Origin of the sequence: Pluralibacter gergoviae ATCC 33028 = NBRC 105706, assembly GCF_001598855.1 — a bacterium.
GTDB lineage: Bacteria > Pseudomonadota > Gammaproteobacteria > Enterobacterales > Enterobacteriaceae > Pluralibacter > Pluralibacter gergoviae.
In genome coordinates this window covers 104,983-121,567 of the sequence record NZ_BCZS01000003.1, presented here as the reverse complement: position 1 = coordinate 121,567, position 16,585 = coordinate 104,983, and the positions used below count along the sequence as shown (strand labels likewise).

The window sequence follows — 16,585 nt, the reverse complement described above, 5'->3', positions numbered from 1 at the left end:
AATCAGTGAATTCTATGAAGAAAATGGCTTTTGCCGCTGTCGCCGCCGCCAGTCTCTATGTCCCGCTGTCGCAGGCTGAACTGAAAACCTATGAGATTGATCCGACCCACACCGCCGTTGCCGTTTCCTGGAACCACTTCGGCTTCTCTAATCCGATGGCCTTTATTCCCAACGCGACCGGCGAAGTCAAATTCGACAGCGCGAACCCGGAAAAATCGACCGTGAACGTCACCCTGCCGATCGGCGAAATCAACACCTTCGTGCCGAAGCTGACCGAAGAGTTCAAGGGCGCGGAGTACTTTGACGTGGCGAAGTACCCGACCGCCACCTTCCGCAGCACCAAAGTGACGGCCAAAGGCGACGACAAGTTTGAGATTGTTGGCGATCTGACGCTGAAGGGCATTACCAAACCGGTCACCCTTGAGGCGACGCTGAACAAGCAGGGCGAACAGCCGATGATGAAGAAGCCGGCGATTGGCTTTGACGCCAGCGGCACGATTAAGCGTTCTGATTTCAAAATCGACAAGTACGTGCCGAACGTCTCCGATGAAATCAAGCTGACGATTACGACTGAAGCCCACAGCAAATAATCGCTTCCTGAGCTCGCTTCCCGGCGCGGCGACATCTTTTTATCGCCGCGCCATTATTATTTCGCCCTCCAGAGTCGCTCTTCTTCACTGCCTTCCGCCTTGAGTTAAACGCAAAGAAAAGTAATGTCGCTTGGCCCGCACAATATAAACAGTGCTAGTCTGGCCCGCGTTATACGCATGATGATTATAAAAATACTGCCTAGCAGCGATGAGCGTTTTGTCATTACTTTTAATGTTGATTAATCCAGGAGTTCTCTATGTCACGATACCTGCCCTTATTTAATTCCCCCGGCGGTGTCGCCTCTTTACCTTTAACGCTAATGCGCGTGGCAATCGGTCTGTTTTTCTTTGCTTCAGGCTTTAATAAAGTTTTCGTCCCCGCCAGCCAGATGATGATGCTGGAGACCATAACTGAAGCGGGTATTCCATTCCCTGCCCTGATGGCGGTATTTGTGGCCAGCTGCGAGACGCTGTTTGGTTTGTCGCTGGCCGTCGGACTGCTCAGCCGCTTCAGCGCGCTGGTGCTGACGATAATTAGCCTGGTGGCTCTGGTGACGGTCGGCATTCACCATATTCCTGCGGGGATCAATATGCTGACGTGGTACAGTTGGCTGCTCTACCTGCCGGAGCCGCTTTATATCCTTATTCTCGCCATGATTGTCGTTCAGGGCAGCGGCCCTCTGAGCATCGACCGGATTATCGCGCAGCGCCTTACCCGCAGCAGCTAACCTTCCGCCAGGCCCGCGGCCTGCCGCATCTGCGACGGCGTAATGCCCGTGACCTGGCGAAAGCGGTTGCTGAAGTGGCTGGCGGAGCTGAATCCGCAGGCCAGCGCAATCTCCGTCAGCGGCAGCGCCGTGGTCTGCACCAGATTTTTTGCCCGCGCCATCCGGCGCTGCATCACGTACTGATGCGGCGCCATTTTCATTGACTGGCTGAACATCCGCGCAAAGTGGTATTCGCTGAGCGCCGCCTGCTGCGCCAGGGTCGCCAGAGTCAGCGGATCGCCGAGATGCGCCTCAATGTAGTTGACGATATCGCGCAGCACCCGCGGCGCCAGGCCGCCGGTCACTTTCGGCAGCCGCCACTGCACGCTGGCGTAGCTGGCGATCAGATGGCTCAGCAGCAGCGTGCTGGCCGAGCTGAGGGTCAGGTGATTCGCCGCCTGCTGCCAGTCGCAGCCGAGCAGAAAGTGCCGGTAGAGCGCGGTTATCTTGTCGTCCCGGGCAAAGGTCTTCTCCTCAAGCTGCAGCGACGCCGGGCTTTTGTCCCAGGTCTGCTCCGCAATATTCCGCAGATGGTCATCGGTGCAGTAAAGGTGAACAAACGAAAGCCTGTCGCGGATATCCCAGCTGGACTCGCTCTCCTGCGGCATCAGGCAAAAATGATCCGGCCCGCCGCCGTTTTTCCAGCCGCCGGGCGTTTTGTGGTAGCTCTCATAGCCGTCGGCCACGTACAGGCTGAGGGTATGGTGATCGCTTTTTACGGTCAACGTATCGCGCTGATTGAACCACGACGCCAGCTGGATGCCGGAATTCAGCTCCAGAGTATCGCGCAGGTGCGCATTTTGCCGCTGCAGGGTTTCAAACGTGGCGTACATGGTTGACCCGTAAAAAGGAACAGGAAGCGCCAGTCTACGCTGGCCGCCGCATTCACAGCAATGCGCGGGCGATAAAAAGCGCAAGAATTTGCAACCGCTGCGCAGGCGGCTGCAAGCGCCCGAACAGCAGCCGGGGCATAGTGCACTCTCTTTTTCATCTGCGTTAAGGAAACGGTATGAACATCGCGCTTTATGCTCTGGTGGTGCTTATCTGGGGCACCACCTGGATTGCCATCTTTTTACAGCAGGGGCCGGTCCCGGCTACCGTCTCCATCTTCTGGCGCTTTGCGCTGGCCAGCGCCGTGCTGATGCTGGCCCTGAAGCTGACCGGCCGCCTGCGCCGGCTGACCGCCAGGGATCACCTGTTCTGCCTGCTGCAGGGCTGCTGCGTATTCTGCTTTAACTTCCTCTGCTTCTATACCGCCGCCCGCTGGATCAATACCGGCCTGGAGTCGGTGATTTTCTCGATGGCGGTCCTGTTTAACGCGATCAACAGCTTTCTGTTCTGGCGCCAGCAGCCGCCGGGGCGCTTTTATCTCGCCGCCCTGCTCGGCCTGGCCGGGATCGTCATCCTGTTCTGGCACGACTTGATCTCCTCCGGGCTCAGCGCGGGCCTGCTGGCGGGGATCGGCCTGAGCGCGCTCGGTACCTACGGCTTTTCGCTCGGCAACATGCTCTCCCTGCGCCACCAGCGCCGCGGCCTCGATACGCTGAGCACCAACGGCTGGGCGATGCTTTACGGCACGCTGGTGATGGGCGCGATTGCCCTGGTACGCGGCGACAGCTTCCGCCCGGAGTGGACGCTGAGCTACCTCGGCGCACTGATTTATCTGGCGCTGTTCGGCTCGGTTATCGCCTTTGCCGCCTACTTCACCCTGGTCAGGCGCATCGGCCCGGCCAGCGCCGCCTACAGCACCCTGCTCTTTCCGCTGGTGGCCCTGACCATTTCGACGTTCTATGAAGGTTTTGTCTGGCACGCCAACGCCGTCGCCGGGCTGGCGCTGATCCTGGTGGGAAACCTGGTGATGTTTGCCCGGCCGCCGGCGTGGCTTACGCGCAGCCTGCCGGGCAGAAGCGCGGCCTGAGCTACTTCACATCCACCTGATAAAAAATATGCTTACCGAAGGGGTCTATCTCATAGCCGCTGACCGATTTGCGCACCGGCTCGAAGATGGTCGAGTGGGCGATCATCACGGCGGGCATCTCGTCGTGCATCAGCTGCTGGGCCTGCTGATAGAGCGCGGTGCGCTGCTTAACGTCGGTGATGGCTTTCGCCTCGCCGATAAGCTTGTCGAACTGCGCGTTGCACCACTTCGCCGAGTTGGAGCCGCCGCTGGCGGACTGGCAGGTAAACAGCGGGCCGAAGAAGTTGTCCGGATCGCCGGTGGCGGTGGTCCAGCCCATTAGCGCCGCCTGGTGCTCGCCGTCCTTGATACGCTTGAGGTACTCGCCCCATTCGTAGGTGGTGATGGTGGTTTTGACGCCGATTTTCGCCCAGTCGGCCTGAATCATCTCTGCCATCCGCTTTGCGTTGGGGTTGTAGGGCCGCTGGACCGGCATCGCCCACAGGTCGATGGTCAGGCCGTCGGCAAAACCCGCCTCTTTCAGCAGCGCCTTCGCCGCGGCAGGATCGTAGTCATAATCTTTTAAGCCGGCGTCGGCGCTCCACACGCCCGGGGGCAGCAGATTTTTCGCCGCCGTGCCGGTGCCGTGGAAAATCGCCTCAATAATAGCGGGTTTGTTGATGGCCATCGCCAGCGCCCGGCGCACCTTGACGTTATTCAGCGGCGGCTTTTGCGTATTAAAGGCGAGGAAGCCGGTATTCAGCCCCGCTTTACTCAGCAGGTTAATCTGCGGGTTAGCCTTCATACGCGGCAGATCGGCGGGATTGGGGAACGGTATCACCTGGCACTCGTTTTTCTCAAGCTTGGCGTAGCGCACCGAGGCGTCCGGCGTGATGGCGAACACCAGCCGGTCAATCTTCGCCTTGCCCTGCCAGTAGTCGGGGAAGGCGGTAAACAGAATGCGGGAGTCCTTCTGGTACTGCGCCAGGCGGAACGGGCCGGTGCCGATCGGGTTCATGTCGACGCGCTCCGGCGTGCCCGCCTTGAGCATCGCGTCGGCGTATTCGGCGGAGAGGATCGAGGCAAAATACCACGCCAGATCGGGCACAAACGGCGCCTCGGGATGCGCGAGGGTAAAGCGCACCGTATGGTCATCCACCTTATCAATGGCGGTAATCAGCTTGCCGAATTCGAGGCTTTCAAAATTGGAATAGCTGCCGCCGGAGACGTTGTGATAAGGATTGCTGGGATCCTTCTGACGCATAAACGAGAAAATAACGTCGTCGGCGTTAAAATCGCGGGTCGGGGTAAAGTATTTATTGCTCTGAAACTTCACGCCCTGGCGCAGGTGGAAGGTATACACCTTGCCGTCATCGCTCACATCCCAGCGCTCCGCCAGACTCGGCACGAGATGGGTGGTACCCGGCGTAAAGTCCACCAGCCGGTTGTAAACCGGCACGGCGCTGGCGTCCACGCTGGTGCCCGAGGTATAGAGCTGCGGGTTAAAGTTTTCCGGAGATCCTTCCGAGCAGTAAACCAGGGTTTTTGCCGATACGGCAGAACTTACGGTCAGGGCTGCCAGCGTCAGTATCGTCAGTTTGCTTTTCATGTCCTTTTCCTGTTCTTATTGTCGTAGCCCTCATACATAACATCAAAAACAGACCGCAAACACCTGATTATATGAATAAAGAAGGAACCACCATGACATCACCGCTGGCCAGTCAATTAACCCAACGCTTCTTCCGCTATCTGGCGGTCACCAGCCAGAGCTACGCTTCGGCAACGACGCTGCCCACCACGCCAGGCCAGCACCAGATGGCCCGGCTGCTGGCCGATGAGCTGGCGCAGCTGGGCCTGGACGAGATAGTGATTGACGAGCACGCCACCGTCACCGCCGTCAGACGGGGCAACGCGCCCGGCGCGCCGCGCGTGGGCTTTATCACCCACATCGACACCGTGGATGTCGGACTGTCGCCGGATATTCATCCGCAGATCCTGCGCTTCAATGGTGAAGACCTCTGCCTGAACGGCGAAAAAAACATCTGGCTGCGGGTCGCCGAGCATCCGGAGATCCTCGCCTATCCCGGCGAAGAGATCATTTTCAGCGACGGCACCAGCGTGCTCGGGGCCGACAACAAGGCGGCGGTGACCGTGGTGATGACCCTGCTGGAGAACCTGACGGCGGCGCAGCGCCACGGCGATATTGTCGTTGCCTTCGTCCCCGATGAGGAGGTCGGGCTGCGCGGCGCGAAGGCGCTGGATCTGGAGAAACGCTTTAACGTCGATTTTGCCTGGACTATCGACTGCTGCGAGCTGGGGGAGATTGTCTATGAGAACTTTAACGCCGCGGCGGCGGAGATCCGCTTCACCGGCGTCACCGCCCACCCGATGTCGGCGAAGGGCGTGCTGGTCAATCCGCTGCTGATGGCTACCGACTATATTAGCCTCTTCGATCGCCTGCAGACCCCGGAGCACACCGCCGGACGCGAGGGCTACGTCTGGTTTAACGGCATGGAAGCGGTACAGGGCCATGCCGTCCTCCACGCCAGCATTCGCGATTTCGACGGCGAGGGCTTCATGCGGCGCAAGCAGCAGATTGCCGACGCCGCCGCTGACATTGCCGCCCGCCACCCGACGGCGAAGGTGGAGTACCGGATAACCGACACCTACAGCAACATCAGCAGCGCCATCGGCGAAGACCGCCGCGCCGTCGACCTGATGTTCGAGGCGATGGAGAGTCTCGGCATCACGCCAAAGCCGACGCCGATGCGCGGCGGCACCGACGGCGCGGCCCTGTCGGCCAAGGGGCTGCTGACGCCAAATTTCTTTACCGGCGCCCACAACTTTCACTCGCCGTTTGAGTTTCTGCCGCTGAGCTCTTTTGAGGCCTCGTACCGCGTCGCCCTGCAGCTCTGCCTGCTGGCGGCCCGTTAAGCGGGCTTACGCGCCAGCATCGTGGCAAAGCGCAGCTTAATGCGATTACCGTTGTCGTCGGTGCGGTGCAGTTCACCGACGTCTTCGTTATAGCGCTCGAAGTGCCAGCCGTCGTAGTAGCCCTTCAGCTCGCCGGCCTTAAAGGCAAACGGAAAACCGACGGTGCAGGGAAAATCTTCGGTATCCATCGCCGCGACGATCAGGTTCCAGCCGCCGGGCGCCGTGCAGCGCTGCATGTTGGCAATCAGCCGCGGCACGGTCTGCGGCTGCAGGAACATCATCACCACGGTGGAGAGGATAAAATCGTACTCGCCCTCGAAAGTCAGCGTATTGAGATCTTTTTCAGCGATATGCAGGTGGTCGAGCCGCTCTTTGGCGGCAATGTCGCGCAGATTTGCGATGCTCATCGGGTTGCGGTCCCAGGCGGTGACGTCAAAGCCGCGCGCCGCGAGGTAAAGGCTGTTGCGCCCGCTGCCGCAGCCGAGATCCAGCGCCCTGCCCGGCGCGATTTTACCCGCCGCGTGCAGCACTTCCGAATGGGTGCGGGTCAGGCCATAGGTATCGGTAAAGTAGTTTTCGTCGCGAATTGTCATCATCATAAATCCCTGGTAGTTATCAGCGTCTGGCGCTCAACGCGTATCAGCAGCTTACCGCAGGCCAGCAGATGCAGCGTGCGGACGATCAATAAGCCAATAATCAGGTTGCTAAAAATAAACAGCGGCAGCGCCAGAGCGTGAAAGAAACCGTCGGCGCGGGCCGCGCCGAGGTGCAGCGCGGTGGTCGCCAGCGCGGAAAGGCCGAATGAGAAGCTCCAGAACCCGGCGCTGAACGGCTGCTTCAGATACCACGGCATCAGCCGCAGCATAAACAGCAGCTGCAGCAGGCCGTAGCCGAAGAGCATTTTCGCCATCACGTCGGCCCGGCCGCCGTTCACCGCCAGCCAGGCGCTGCAGGCGACCAGCGCCGGCGCCAGCTGTATGCCCAGCGAGGCGCGCAGGGGCGCGGCCAGCTCGCCGCCGCTGCGCAGCCGCTGCTGGATGACCGGCTCCAGGCTCAGCCAGGAGAAGACGCCCGCGCCGAGAAATGCCAGCCCGGCGTCCTGCCAGCCCAGCGCGCCGCAGGTCATGGCGCTGATAAAGTTGTTCGCCACCGTCGGGAGATACATCCCCGGCGTCGTGGCCCCGGCCGGATGGCTTCCGCGCCACAGCCCGGCGCTCTGCCAGGCGGCATAGCCCAGCTGCAGGGTCACGCCCAGCGCAAACAGGCCGACGGTTAGCGGCCGGCACCAGGGCAGTACGCCAATAGCGACCAGCATCGTCGTCGCGGGAAACAGGCTGACGAAGCTGCCGGCCAGCGGATCGCGCATTTCGGCCAGGGCGGCGTGCGGGAAGCGGAGCAGCCGCGCGGCGAAAGCCAGCGTCAGCAGCGCCCAGATAAGGATCGCCGCGCACACCAGTCCGTCGCCCACGGCGCGCGGCACCGGCCAGATCGTGCTGGCGTAGCGCCACGCAAAACCCATACCGATCGTGCCCAGCACCATGCCGAAGTAGGCGGCGGGCAGATTCAGCACCCTTCTGTTTGAGTTATTACTTTTCATTTTAATCTTTCAACTATTTTTGAAGTTGCATTTTAAAGGAACCTTATGCCCGGCGTCATGGAGATTCTTTGCTACGTTTATGTTAATCCCTGGTAAAGAGTAGACCCATGAATAAATATCGACTCGGCGATGCGACGCGCGTTCTGCCGCTAAAGGAAAGTGAAGGCGGCGGCAGCGTGACGCTGCGACAGATCATTGCCCTGCGCGATTTTGCCGACGTGTCCGCCGGAACGCCCGGCGGCTGGGTAGACGATGAAGCGGTCCTCAGCCAGGCGGGCCTGTGCTGGATCTACGATGAAAACAGCGCCGCCTGGGGCGGCGTGCGGATAAGCGGCGATGCCCGCATCACCCGGGCCTGCACCCTCAGCGGCGGCGCCAGCGTCGGCGGCCGGGCGTGGATTGACGGCGCGATCGTCAGCCACGGTGCACAAATTTGTGACAACGTCACCGTACAGAATTCGCAGGTGCGCGGCGAATGCCGCCTGTCCGGCGATGCGCGGGTGCTGCACGACAGCGTGGTGGTTGCCGCATCGGGCATGACGCCGGACGCCAGCCTGCGCCTGCAGATCTACGACCGCGCCACCGTCAGCCGCTCGCGCGTCGTTCACCAGGCGCAAATCTACGGCGACGCGATTGTCGAGGACGCCTTTATTGAACACCGGGCGGAAGTGTTCGACTTCGCCGTGCTGAAGGGCAATGAAGAGAATAACGTCTGGGTATGCGACTGCGCGAAGGTCTACGGCCGCGCCCGGGTGCTGGCGGGCCTGGAGGAGGACGCGATCCCCACCCTGCGCTACAGCGCCCAGGTGGCGGAAGACGCGCTGATAGAGGGCAACTGCGTGCTCAGGCATCACGTGAAGGTCGGCGGCCACGCCCGGCTGTACGGCGGACCCATTCTGCTGGATGACCACGTGCTGATCACCGGGCAGGCCGTGGTCCGCGGCGATGTGGTGATCGAGCATCACGTTGAGGTCTGCGGCAGCGCGGCGGTGGAAGCCTTCGACGGCGATAAAATTACCGTACGCGGACGCCGGGTGATTAACGGCGAGGAGCACATTACCCGCACGCCGCTGCTGGGGTCACTGTGAGCGGTCCACGATACGGGCATAAATATTCTGGTCGTGAAACGCGCCGTTGAGATACTCCGCCTGCCGCAGGCAGCCTTCGAGCGCGAAGCCGTTGCGCTGCGCCACCCGGTTGCTGGCCGCGTTGGCGGTGCGGCACTTAATCACGAAGCGGCGCACCTCGCCTTTTTCAGCATAGTAGTTGATAAACGCCTGCAGGCAGGCGGAGAGGATCCCCTTGCCCTGCCGCTGCTCGTCGAGCCAGTAGCCGATATAGCCCGCTTTGTTCTGCGGCTCGATGGCGTTAAACGACAGCACGCCCGCCATGTCGCCCTCGCAGACAATAACAAACATTTTGGCGTAGCCGCGCTGGTGCAGCATCACGTTGCTCAGCATGTTCTGCCGCGAATCGGCTTCGCTGCTGACGTGCTGCGGCCAGTCGAGCGACTGCTGCAGCCAGTCGCGGTTTTTAAGAACCAGTTGATACAATTCTGAAACAAAACATTCATTGGCCGCGTAGAGCGTAATGGCGTCAGAAACCTGAATAGACTCTATGTCGGGCGGAATTTTGGCGTGCATGTTTTCTCCTGATGATGCGCCATTGGCACCATTATAGTGCACCACGGTGAGGCAAACGCTGAAATACGCCGCCGCCGCAGGCCCCGGGCGCGCTGGTACGCTTTTTGCTATCTCCTGATATAACCAAAAGGAGAGCGAGATGAAAGCGATTATTACCGGTGGCGGCATCGGCGGCCTGTCCGCGGCCATCGCCCTGAAGCAGTGCGGCATCGAGACCTGCGTCTATGAAGCCGTCAAAGAGATCAAGCCGGTCGGCGCCGCCATCTCAATCTGGCCCAACGGGGTGAAGTGCCTCAACTGGCTGGGGATGAAAGAAAAACTGCAGCAGCTGGGCGGGCCGATGGAGTATATGTCCTACCGCGATTTTCGCGGCAATCAGACCATGACCCGCTTCAGTCTCGATCCGCTGGTGCAGAGCGTCGGCGAGCGCCCCTATCCGGTGGCGCGCGCCGAGCTGCAGGCGATGCTGCTTGAGACATACGGCCGCGACGCGGTGCGCTTCGGTAAGCGCGTGGTAGCCGTTGAATCCCTCAGCGACGGCGTGCGCGCCACCTTTGAAGACGGCGAGGTGGCCGAGGCGGATCTGCTGATCGCCGCCGACGGCACCCACTCCGCCCTGCGCCCCTGGGTGCTGGGCCACACCACCGAGCGCCGCTACGCGGGCTACGTCAACTGGAACGGGCTGGTGACCATCGACGAAGCCATCGCTCCGGCCAATCAGTGGACCACCTGGGTCGGGGAAGGCAAGCGGGTATCGCTGATGCCGGTGTCCGGCAACCGCTTCTACTTCTTTTTCGACGTGCCGCTGCCGAAGGGGCTGGCAGAAGATCGCGACAGCGCCCGCGCCGATCTGCAGCGCTACTTCAGCGGCTGGGCCGCGCCGGTGCAGAGCCTGATTGCGCGCATCGATCCGCAGACCATCAACCGGATTGAGATCCACGATATCGATCCCTTCGACACGCTGGTGCGCGGGCGCGTCGCCCTTCTCGGCGACGCCGGGCACAGCACCACGCCGGATATCGGCCAGGGCGGCTGCGCGGCGATGGAGGATGCGGTAGTGCTGGCGATGACCCTGCAGTCGCACTCGCTGGGCATTGAGGACGCGCTGCAGCGCTACCAGGCCCGGCGGGCGTATCGGGTGAAGGATCTGGTGCTCAAGGCGCGCAAGCGCTGCGACGTGACCCACGGCGCGGATATGCAGCAAACCCGCGCGTGGTACGACGAACTGTATCAGGAGACCGGCGACCGGGTGCTGGCGGGGATGCGGGAAACTATCGTCGGCGGCCCGCTGGGGTAAAAACGGTGCGGGCGGCCTGCGCCGCCCGCGTCGCTTATTTCATTACCCTGTCGTCCACGTACTTGCGATCCGCCGGCGCCGGCGGGAAGTACTGATAGAGCCAGGTTTCGCTGATAGCGTCACCCCGGCAGCGCAGGAACATCCGCATCTCCACCGGATCGGTGGAATCATTGGTCGGATACCAGTCAAACAGGATGCGGTAGCCGTCGAACGGTTCAACGTAGAGGATCTCAACCTGTTTCGCCTCGCCGTTAGAGAGCGTGATCACCGGTTCAATACCCTTCGGCGCGGCGGCCTTCAGGTCGCCGCCGACAAAGTCGATGGCAAAGCGGCGCGCCCATTTTTCCGGGTAGTGTTCGCCCGGCGCCCAGCCTTCCGGGAAGCCGCCCATGCCGGTGCGGGTGGCCAGCACCCGGGCCATCGGCGTATGCACCGGCGCCTCGGCGGCCCAGTAAAGGCGATATTTAAAGTCCAGTTCTGTACCGGCTTTGATGGCCTTTTTCGGCTGCCAGAAGCAGACGATGTTGTCGAGGGTTTCCCCGGTGGTCGGGATCTCCATCAGGTTAACGCTGCCCTCGCCCCACTGGCTGCGCGGCTCGACCCACAGGCTCGGGCGCTTGTTGTACCAGCCCATCACGTCCTGATAGTGGGAGAAGTCGCGGTCGGTCTGCAGCAGGCCGAAGCCGCGTGGGTTCTTATCCTGGAAGGCGTTGAACTGCAGCTTCTGCGGGTTGTTGAGCGGGCGGCAGATCCACTCCCCGTTGCCGCGCCACATCGCCAGCCGGTCGGAGTCGTGGATCTGCGGATGAATGGTGTCGCACATCCGCCGCTCGTTGTTGCCGCAGCTGAACATGCTGGTCATCGGCGAGATCCCCAGCTGCTTGATATCTTTGCGGGCGTAGATGTGATTTTCGACGTCCATGATCACCTGGGTCTGCTGGCAGTTGATGGTGAACTTGTAGGCGCCGGTGACGCTCGGGCCGTCCAGCAGGGCGTAGACCGTAAACACGGTGGCGCCGGGCTTGACGGTTTCAAACCAGAAGGAGGTGAAGTCCGGGAACTCTTCCGGGGTATCGGTAAAGGTATCTACCGCCAGGCCGCGCGCCGACAGACCGTACTGGTAGGTGCTGTCCACCGCGCGGAAGTAGCTGGCGCCGAGGAAGGAGACGATATCCCGGCGCGCCAGCTCCGGTGCTTTAAAAGCGCGAAAGCCGGCGAAGCCGAGGTCGGTCTGACCTTCCAGCTGGCGGGTATCGACGCCCGCGTCGTTATACCTGAACAGCTCCGGGCGGAAGTGGATTTCGCGCGCCTGCTGGCTCTGCGGATCGAGAGAGAACATCCGCACCCGGCGGCGAAAGCCCATGCCGACGTGGAAGAACTGGATATCCAGCTGCCGGTCTTCAATATTGTTCCACAGCGAGTGCGCGGCATCGTACTGGATGCTGTTGTAGGCCTGCGGCGTCAGCTCTGCGAGGGTCTTCGGCAGATCTTTCGGCGCTCCGCCCCACGGCTGGCGGGCCAGGTCGTGGGCCATGCCCTGCAGCACCGAATAATCGAAGCGGCGGGTCTGTCCGTCGGCGATGCCGGCATCGTCCGCTAACGCGGCCTGTGAAAAGAGAGAGGCAATACCGCCGGAGGCACCGCACGCGGCGGCCACGGCCATGGAAGATTTGAGAAAGTGTCTGCGATTCATACCCGGATAAGCGTCCTTCTGTCGAAATCTGCGGCAATTAACTGACGTCGCTAAGAGCGCCCACTCTAGACAAAATTGGCTGATAATCCAATGACCGCCGGGTCAAAAAGCGCCCGAACGGGGAAATAAATTATTGCGATGGGATGTGGCTGATTCTGGCGGTAAATTTATGCGGCAAAGCTTCACGATGTACGGCCCCGCCTCTGCAGACAAAAGCGGGGCGGGAAACTATTTCACGCTGACGTCGATACCGGGAAAGTATTTCGCCGCCAGGCGGGTGATGGTGCCGTCGGCGCGCACTTTATCAATCGCCGCGTCCAGCTGCTTTTTGGTCGCCGCGTCGCCCTTGCGCAGACCGAAGCCGATACCGCTGCCGAGGATGGTATCATCCGCCACCGGCTGGCCGATAAAGCCGAAGCCCTTGCCCTGCGGCTTGCTAAGAAAGCCCGCCTGGCCGGCGGCGGACATCACCAGCGAGGCGTCTATCCGGCCGTTGAGCAGGTCTGCCCAGGCCATGTTCTGATCTCTATAAGAGACCACGGTGACGCCATGCTTTTCCCAGTGCTCTTTGGCAAAGGTTTCCTGGATCGAGCCCTGCAGCACGCCGATGGTTTTCCCCTGCAGCCCCTCCGGCGTCGCCTGCATCCCGCTGCCCGCTTTCCCCACCAGTTGGGAAGGGATGCGATAAATAGGCTGGGTGAAGTCGATGCTCTTGCGCCGCTGGTCGGTAATGTTCATCGCCGAGTTGATGGCGTCAAACTTCTTCGCCACCAGCCCCGGGATCAGCGCATCGAATGAACCCTCCACCCAGCTGCACTTGAGCTGGGCAGCTTTACAGATGGCGTTGCCGAGGTCGATATCGAAGCCCTCAAGCTGCCCCGCGCTGTTGCGGCTCTCGAACGGCGGATACTCCGCCTCCACGCCGTAGCGCAGTTCGCCGGCGGCAAACGCGGACAGCGAACCCAGCAGTCCCATCCCCAGAATCAGTGCTTTAACCTTCATTGTCACAACTCCTCAGCGTGTCTGCACGCGGCAGAGGGCCGCAGCCCCTGCCCGCAGCGTGGCCTCATCTTTGGCAAAAGAGAGGCGGATCAGTTTGTTATCGGTGCCGTCGGTATAAAACGCCGACAGCGGAATAGTGGCGACCCCGCACTCGACGATCAGCCGCTTGACCATCTCGCTGTCGGACTCGCGGCTGAAGTGGCCGTACTCCGCCAGCAGGAAAAAGGAGCCCCGGCTCGGCAGCAGGTTAAACGGCGAATCGGCGAGCAGGGACTGCAGCAGATCGCGCTTGCGCTGGTAGAACGCCGCCAGCGAGAGCCAGCTCTGCGGGTCGGCCATATAGTCTGCGAAGGCATACTGCATCGGCGTGTCGGCGGCAAACATCAGAAACTGGTGTACTTTGCAGATCTCGGCCATCAGCGCCGCAGGCGCGACGCAGTAGCCCACCCGCCAGCCGGTCACGTGGTAGGTTTTGCCGAACGAGGAGACGATGACGCTGCGCTCCGCCAGCTGCGGGTGGGTCGCCATGCCGCAGTGCGGCGCGCCGTCAAACACCACGTGTTCGTAAACCTCATCGGAGAGGATGACGATATCGGTATTGCGGGTCAGCGACGCCAGCAGCTGCAAATCATCGGCGCTGAACACCTGGCCGCTGGGGTTGTGCGGGGTATTAATGATGATCATCCGCGTGCGCGGCGTGATTGCCGCCTGCACCTCGTCCCAGTTGACGCTGAAATCGGGCACCGTCAGCTTGATGGCCACCGGCGTCGCCCCCTGCAGCCGCACGATAGGCGCGTAGCTGTCGAAGGAAGGTTCAAAATAGATAACCTCGTCGCCCGGATGCACCAGTCCGCTGATGGCGGAATAAAGCCCCTGGCTGGCGCTGGCGGTCACCAGCACCTCGCTATCGGCGTCGTAGCGGGTGCCGTACAGATCGGCAATTTTATCGGCAATGCGGGTTCTGAGCAGCGGCAGGCCGGTCATCGGCGCGTACTGGTTGTGTCCAGCCGCCATCGCCCGCGTGACGCCTGCCGCCAGCTGCGGGTCGCAGGCAAAATTCGGCGCGCCCTGAGAAAGGTTGATGGCGTTATGCCGGGCGGAAAGTTCGCCGATGACGGTAAAAATAGTGGTGCCAACGTCCGGCAGTCGGGTGCGCGGCGTTACTGAAGCATGAACAGTCATTATCAATCCTTTCGCAAAATCGGTGCATAACTATTCAAACCAAAGCGCCTTGAGGCGACAATCGAAATGTTGTCATAATAGCCATGACAAAATTGCATAGCTGGAGCCGACCATGCCGCGCCACACCCTGCCCGTTAACGCCGTTGAGGCGTTCCTTGCCGCCGCGCGCCACCTTAACCTGACCCACGCCGCCGCCGAGCTGTGCCTGACCCAGGGCGCGGTGAGCCGTAAAATCGCCACCCTCGAAGCGTGGTTTGGCTTTCCGCTGTTTCAGCGCCACGCCCGCGGCCTGCGGCTGTCGCCCCAGGGCAGCGCTCTCTATCCCGAGCTGCTCGCCGCCTTTAATCAGCTGCACGGCGCGGCGGAGCACGCCCGCCAGCAGCAGACGGTGGTGCGGCTGAAGGCGCCGACCTGCGCCATCCGCTGGCTGCTGCCGCGCCTGTCGCAGATTGAGCAGCGCTACCCGGACCTGCAGGTAGCCCTGACCACCACCACCGAGCACGCGGTCAACTTCCGCACCGAGCCGTTCGACGCCGCCGTGGTGTTCGGCGCGCACCAGCAGGCGGGCGATCTGCTGTTCGAAGAGGCGCTGACCCCGGTGGTCAGCCCGCTCGCGGCCAAAGAGCGGGCGCTGAATACCATGACCTTTCTGCATCCGACGCGGGACAAAACCGACTGGTCGCTGTGGCTGACGGCGCGGCCGGAAACCCTGGCCGACGCTATGCAAAAAAATCAACACTTCGACACCATGGACCTGGCGATCACCGCCGCCATCCAGGGCTATGGGCTGGCCATCGCCGACGAAATGCTGATTGCGGAAGACGTGCGCTGCGGGCGGCTGGCGCGCCCCTTTGCCGACAGCGTGAAGACCGGCGCCAGCTACCGGCTGCTGCTGCGCGACGGCGCCCCGCGTCCCGGCATCCAGCAGTTTCGTACCGCCCTGCTGGCCTGCTGAGACGTGCGTTGCTATGCGGTGTCCAGCCAGTCGGTAAAAAAACGGGTAAACGCGGTGACCTGCTGCGGCTGCAGCCTGCGCTGAGGGTAAACGAACTGCAGCCCGACGTTTTTATCGTCGAGGCGGCTGAAGCCGATAAAGCTGTCGGTCAGAACTTCGGTGAGCCGCCCGGCCTCAACGTCCTGCTTGACGTCCCACCACGATTTCGCGGCAATGCCCGCGCCGTTGAGCGCCCACTGGCGCAGCAGCGCGCCGTCGTCGCAGACCATCGCCGGCTCAACGCGCACGGCGTACTGCTCCTCCCGGCGGATAAAGCGCCACTCGTTCATCACCACGCCGCGCGACTCCAGCGCCAGGCAGCGGTGGCGGTGCAGATCGTCAGGCGAGGAAGGCGCGCCCGCGCGGTCGAGATAGGCCGCCGAGGCCACCAGCACCCGGCGATTGACGCGGATGCGCTTCACCACCAGGCTGCTGTCCGGCAGATTGCCGAAGCGCACGCTCATGTCCAGCCGCCGAGCAATCAGATCCTCAACGCGCTCCCCGAGGTAGAGCGAGGCCCGCACCTGCGGATGGCGGCGGCAAAAGGCCAGCAGCGCGGGGCTGAGATACTGTCTGCCGAAATCCGAGGGCGCGGCAATGCGCAGGCTCCCCGCCAGCACGCCCTCTTTCTGCTGGAGGTGCGATTCGGCGTACCTGACCTCCTCCAGCACGCGCAGCGCGGCGTGGTAGAACGCCTCCCCGGCGTGGGTCAGCGCGATGGCGCGGGTCGAGCGGTGAAACAGCTGCGTTTGATAGCGCTGCTCGATAGCCTTCACCCGCGCCGTCATGGTTGCCGGCGACAGGCCCAGGCGGCGGCCGGCGGCGGACAGCCCGCCCGCCTCGACCACTTCCACCAGCAGCGCCATATCTTCCACTTTGCCCATTTTTCAGCTTTTCCGAAAAGATATTGAGGTTTTAGCGCCATTATCAAAAATCATCGCAGGCTGTAAAGTGAATTTACCGTCGCGCAGCACCGGCGCTGCGCACAG

General features: G+C 61.9%; 16 protein-coding genes. 7 read left to right on the top strand and 9 right to left on the bottom strand.

The genetic code is table 11. The annotated features are described in order from the left end of the window. Positions 1–5: 5 nt before the first annotated feature. Complete coding sequence (locus tag ENGE1_RS04785) at positions 6–590, top strand: YceI family protein (RefSeq protein WP_043084170.1); 585 nt, start codon at positions 6–8, stop codon at positions 588–590. A 257-nt stretch (positions 591–847) separates the two neighbouring features. Beyond that, positions 848–1,318, top strand: a complete 471-nt coding sequence (locus tag ENGE1_RS04780) for a DoxX family protein (RefSeq protein ID WP_045287751.1) — start codon at positions 848–850, stop codon at positions 1,316–1,318. On the opposite strand, the gene ENGE1_RS04775 is transcribed toward ENGE1_RS04780, so the two are convergent. Further along, positions 1,315–2,190, bottom strand: a complete 876-nt coding sequence (locus tag ENGE1_RS04775; RefSeq protein WP_048252632.1) for a helix-turn-helix domain-containing protein — start codon at positions 2,188–2,190, stop codon at positions 1,315–1,317. The two genes, ENGE1_RS04780 and ENGE1_RS04775, sit on opposite strands and share 4 nt — an antisense overlap. 176 nt (positions 2,191–2,366) lie before the next feature. Between ENGE1_RS04775 and ENGE1_RS04770 the strand changes: the two genes are divergently transcribed. Continuing rightward, positions 2,367–3,275 (top strand): DMT family transporter, encoded by a 909-nt coding sequence (locus ENGE1_RS04770; RefSeq protein WP_048252631.1) that lies wholly within the window; start codon positions 2,367–2,369, stop codon positions 3,273–3,275. Between the two features lies 1 nt (position 3,276). On the opposite strand, the gene ENGE1_RS04765 is transcribed toward ENGE1_RS04770, so the two are convergent. Next, positions 3,277–4,863 (bottom strand): ABC transporter substrate-binding protein, encoded by a 1,587-nt coding sequence (locus tag ENGE1_RS04765; RefSeq protein ID WP_048252630.1) that lies wholly within the window; start codon positions 4,861–4,863, stop codon positions 3,277–3,279. A 92-nt stretch (positions 4,864–4,955) separates the two neighbouring features. On the opposite strand from ENGE1_RS04765, the gene pepT reads away from it, so the two are divergent. Further along, positions 4,956–6,188, top strand: coding sequence for a peptidase T (gene pepT / locus ENGE1_RS04760; RefSeq protein ID WP_048252629.1), 1,233 nt, complete (start codon positions 4,956–4,958; stop codon positions 6,186–6,188). On the opposite strand, the gene tehB is transcribed toward pepT, so the two are convergent. Together tehB and tehA are read right to left on the bottom strand one after the other, a co-directional pair. Then, the gene (gene tehB, locus ENGE1_RS04755; protein ID WP_045287796.1) at positions 6,185–6,781 is read right to left on the bottom strand and encodes a tellurite resistance methyltransferase TehB; all 597 of its coding nucleotides are present in this window, start codon (positions 6,779–6,781) and stop codon (positions 6,185–6,187) included. The two genes, pepT and tehB, sit on opposite strands and share 4 nt — an antisense overlap. A 2-nt stretch (positions 6,782–6,783) precedes the next feature. Next, positions 6,784–7,785 (bottom strand): dicarboxylate transporter/tellurite-resistance protein TehA, encoded by a 1,002-nt coding sequence (gene tehA, locus ENGE1_RS04750; RefSeq protein ID WP_048252628.1) that lies wholly within the window; start codon positions 7,783–7,785, stop codon positions 6,784–6,786. A gap of 107 nt (positions 7,786–7,892) precedes the next feature. Between tehA and ydcK the strand changes: the two genes are divergently transcribed. Further along, positions 7,893–8,873 carry a YdcK family protein gene (gene ydcK, locus ENGE1_RS04745; RefSeq protein WP_048252627.1) on the top strand — a complete coding sequence of 327 codons (981 nt, stop codon included), beginning with the start codon at positions 7,893–7,895 and terminating at the stop codon, positions 8,871–8,873. Here the strand turns inward: ydcK and rimL are convergent. Beyond that, on the bottom strand, positions 8,865–9,428 hold the full coding sequence (gene rimL / locus ENGE1_RS04740; protein ID WP_048252626.1) for a 50S ribosomal protein L7/L12-serine acetyltransferase: 564 nt from the start codon (positions 9,426–9,428) through the stop codon (positions 8,865–8,867). The genes ydcK and rimL overlap by 9 nt on opposite strands. A gap of 139 nt (positions 9,429–9,567) precedes the next feature. On the opposite strand from rimL, the gene hpxO reads away from it, so the two are divergent. Beyond that, entirely contained in the window at positions 9,568–10,725 is a 1,158-nt protein-coding gene (gene hpxO, locus ENGE1_RS04735) for an FAD-dependent urate hydroxylase HpxO (protein ID WP_048252625.1), read from the top strand. Positions 10,726–10,759: 34 nt separating this feature from the next. Here hpxO and ENGE1_RS04730 read toward each other — a convergent pair whose 3' ends face one another. The 3 genes from ENGE1_RS04730 to ENGE1_RS04720 all read right to left on the bottom strand — a co-directional run bounded on the left by ENGE1_RS04730 (position 10,760) and on the right by ENGE1_RS04720 (position 14,602). After that, positions 10,760–12,418: a glucan biosynthesis protein D gene (locus tag ENGE1_RS04730; protein ID WP_048252624.1), complete on the bottom strand. Its 1,659-nt coding sequence runs from the start codon at positions 12,416–12,418 to the stop codon at positions 10,760–10,762. 228 nt (positions 12,419–12,646) lie between these two features. After that, positions 12,647–13,420, bottom strand: coding sequence for a transporter substrate-binding domain-containing protein (locus ENGE1_RS04725; protein WP_048252623.1), 774 nt, complete (start codon positions 13,418–13,420; stop codon positions 12,647–12,649). Between the two features lie 12 nt (positions 13,421–13,432). Beyond that, positions 13,433–14,602 carry a methionine aminotransferase gene (locus tag ENGE1_RS04720; RefSeq protein ID WP_048252622.1) on the bottom strand — a complete coding sequence of 390 codons (1,170 nt, stop codon included), beginning with the start codon at positions 14,600–14,602 and terminating at the stop codon, positions 13,433–13,435. Between the two features lie 112 nt (positions 14,603–14,714). Here ENGE1_RS04720 and ENGE1_RS04715 point away from each other — a divergent pair, with 112 nt between their 5' ends. Continuing rightward, positions 14,715–15,557 carry a LysR family transcriptional regulator gene (locus ENGE1_RS04715; protein WP_043084190.1) on the top strand — a complete coding sequence of 281 codons (843 nt, stop codon included), beginning with the start codon at positions 14,715–14,717 and terminating at the stop codon, positions 15,555–15,557. A gap of 11 nt (positions 15,558–15,568) precedes the next feature. Here ENGE1_RS04715 and ENGE1_RS04710 read toward each other — a convergent pair whose 3' ends face one another. After that, positions 15,569–16,480: a LysR family transcriptional regulator gene (locus ENGE1_RS04710; RefSeq protein ID WP_048252621.1), complete on the bottom strand. Its 912-nt coding sequence runs from the start codon at positions 16,478–16,480 to the stop codon at positions 15,569–15,571. Between the last annotated feature and the right edge of the window lie 105 nt (positions 16,481–16,585).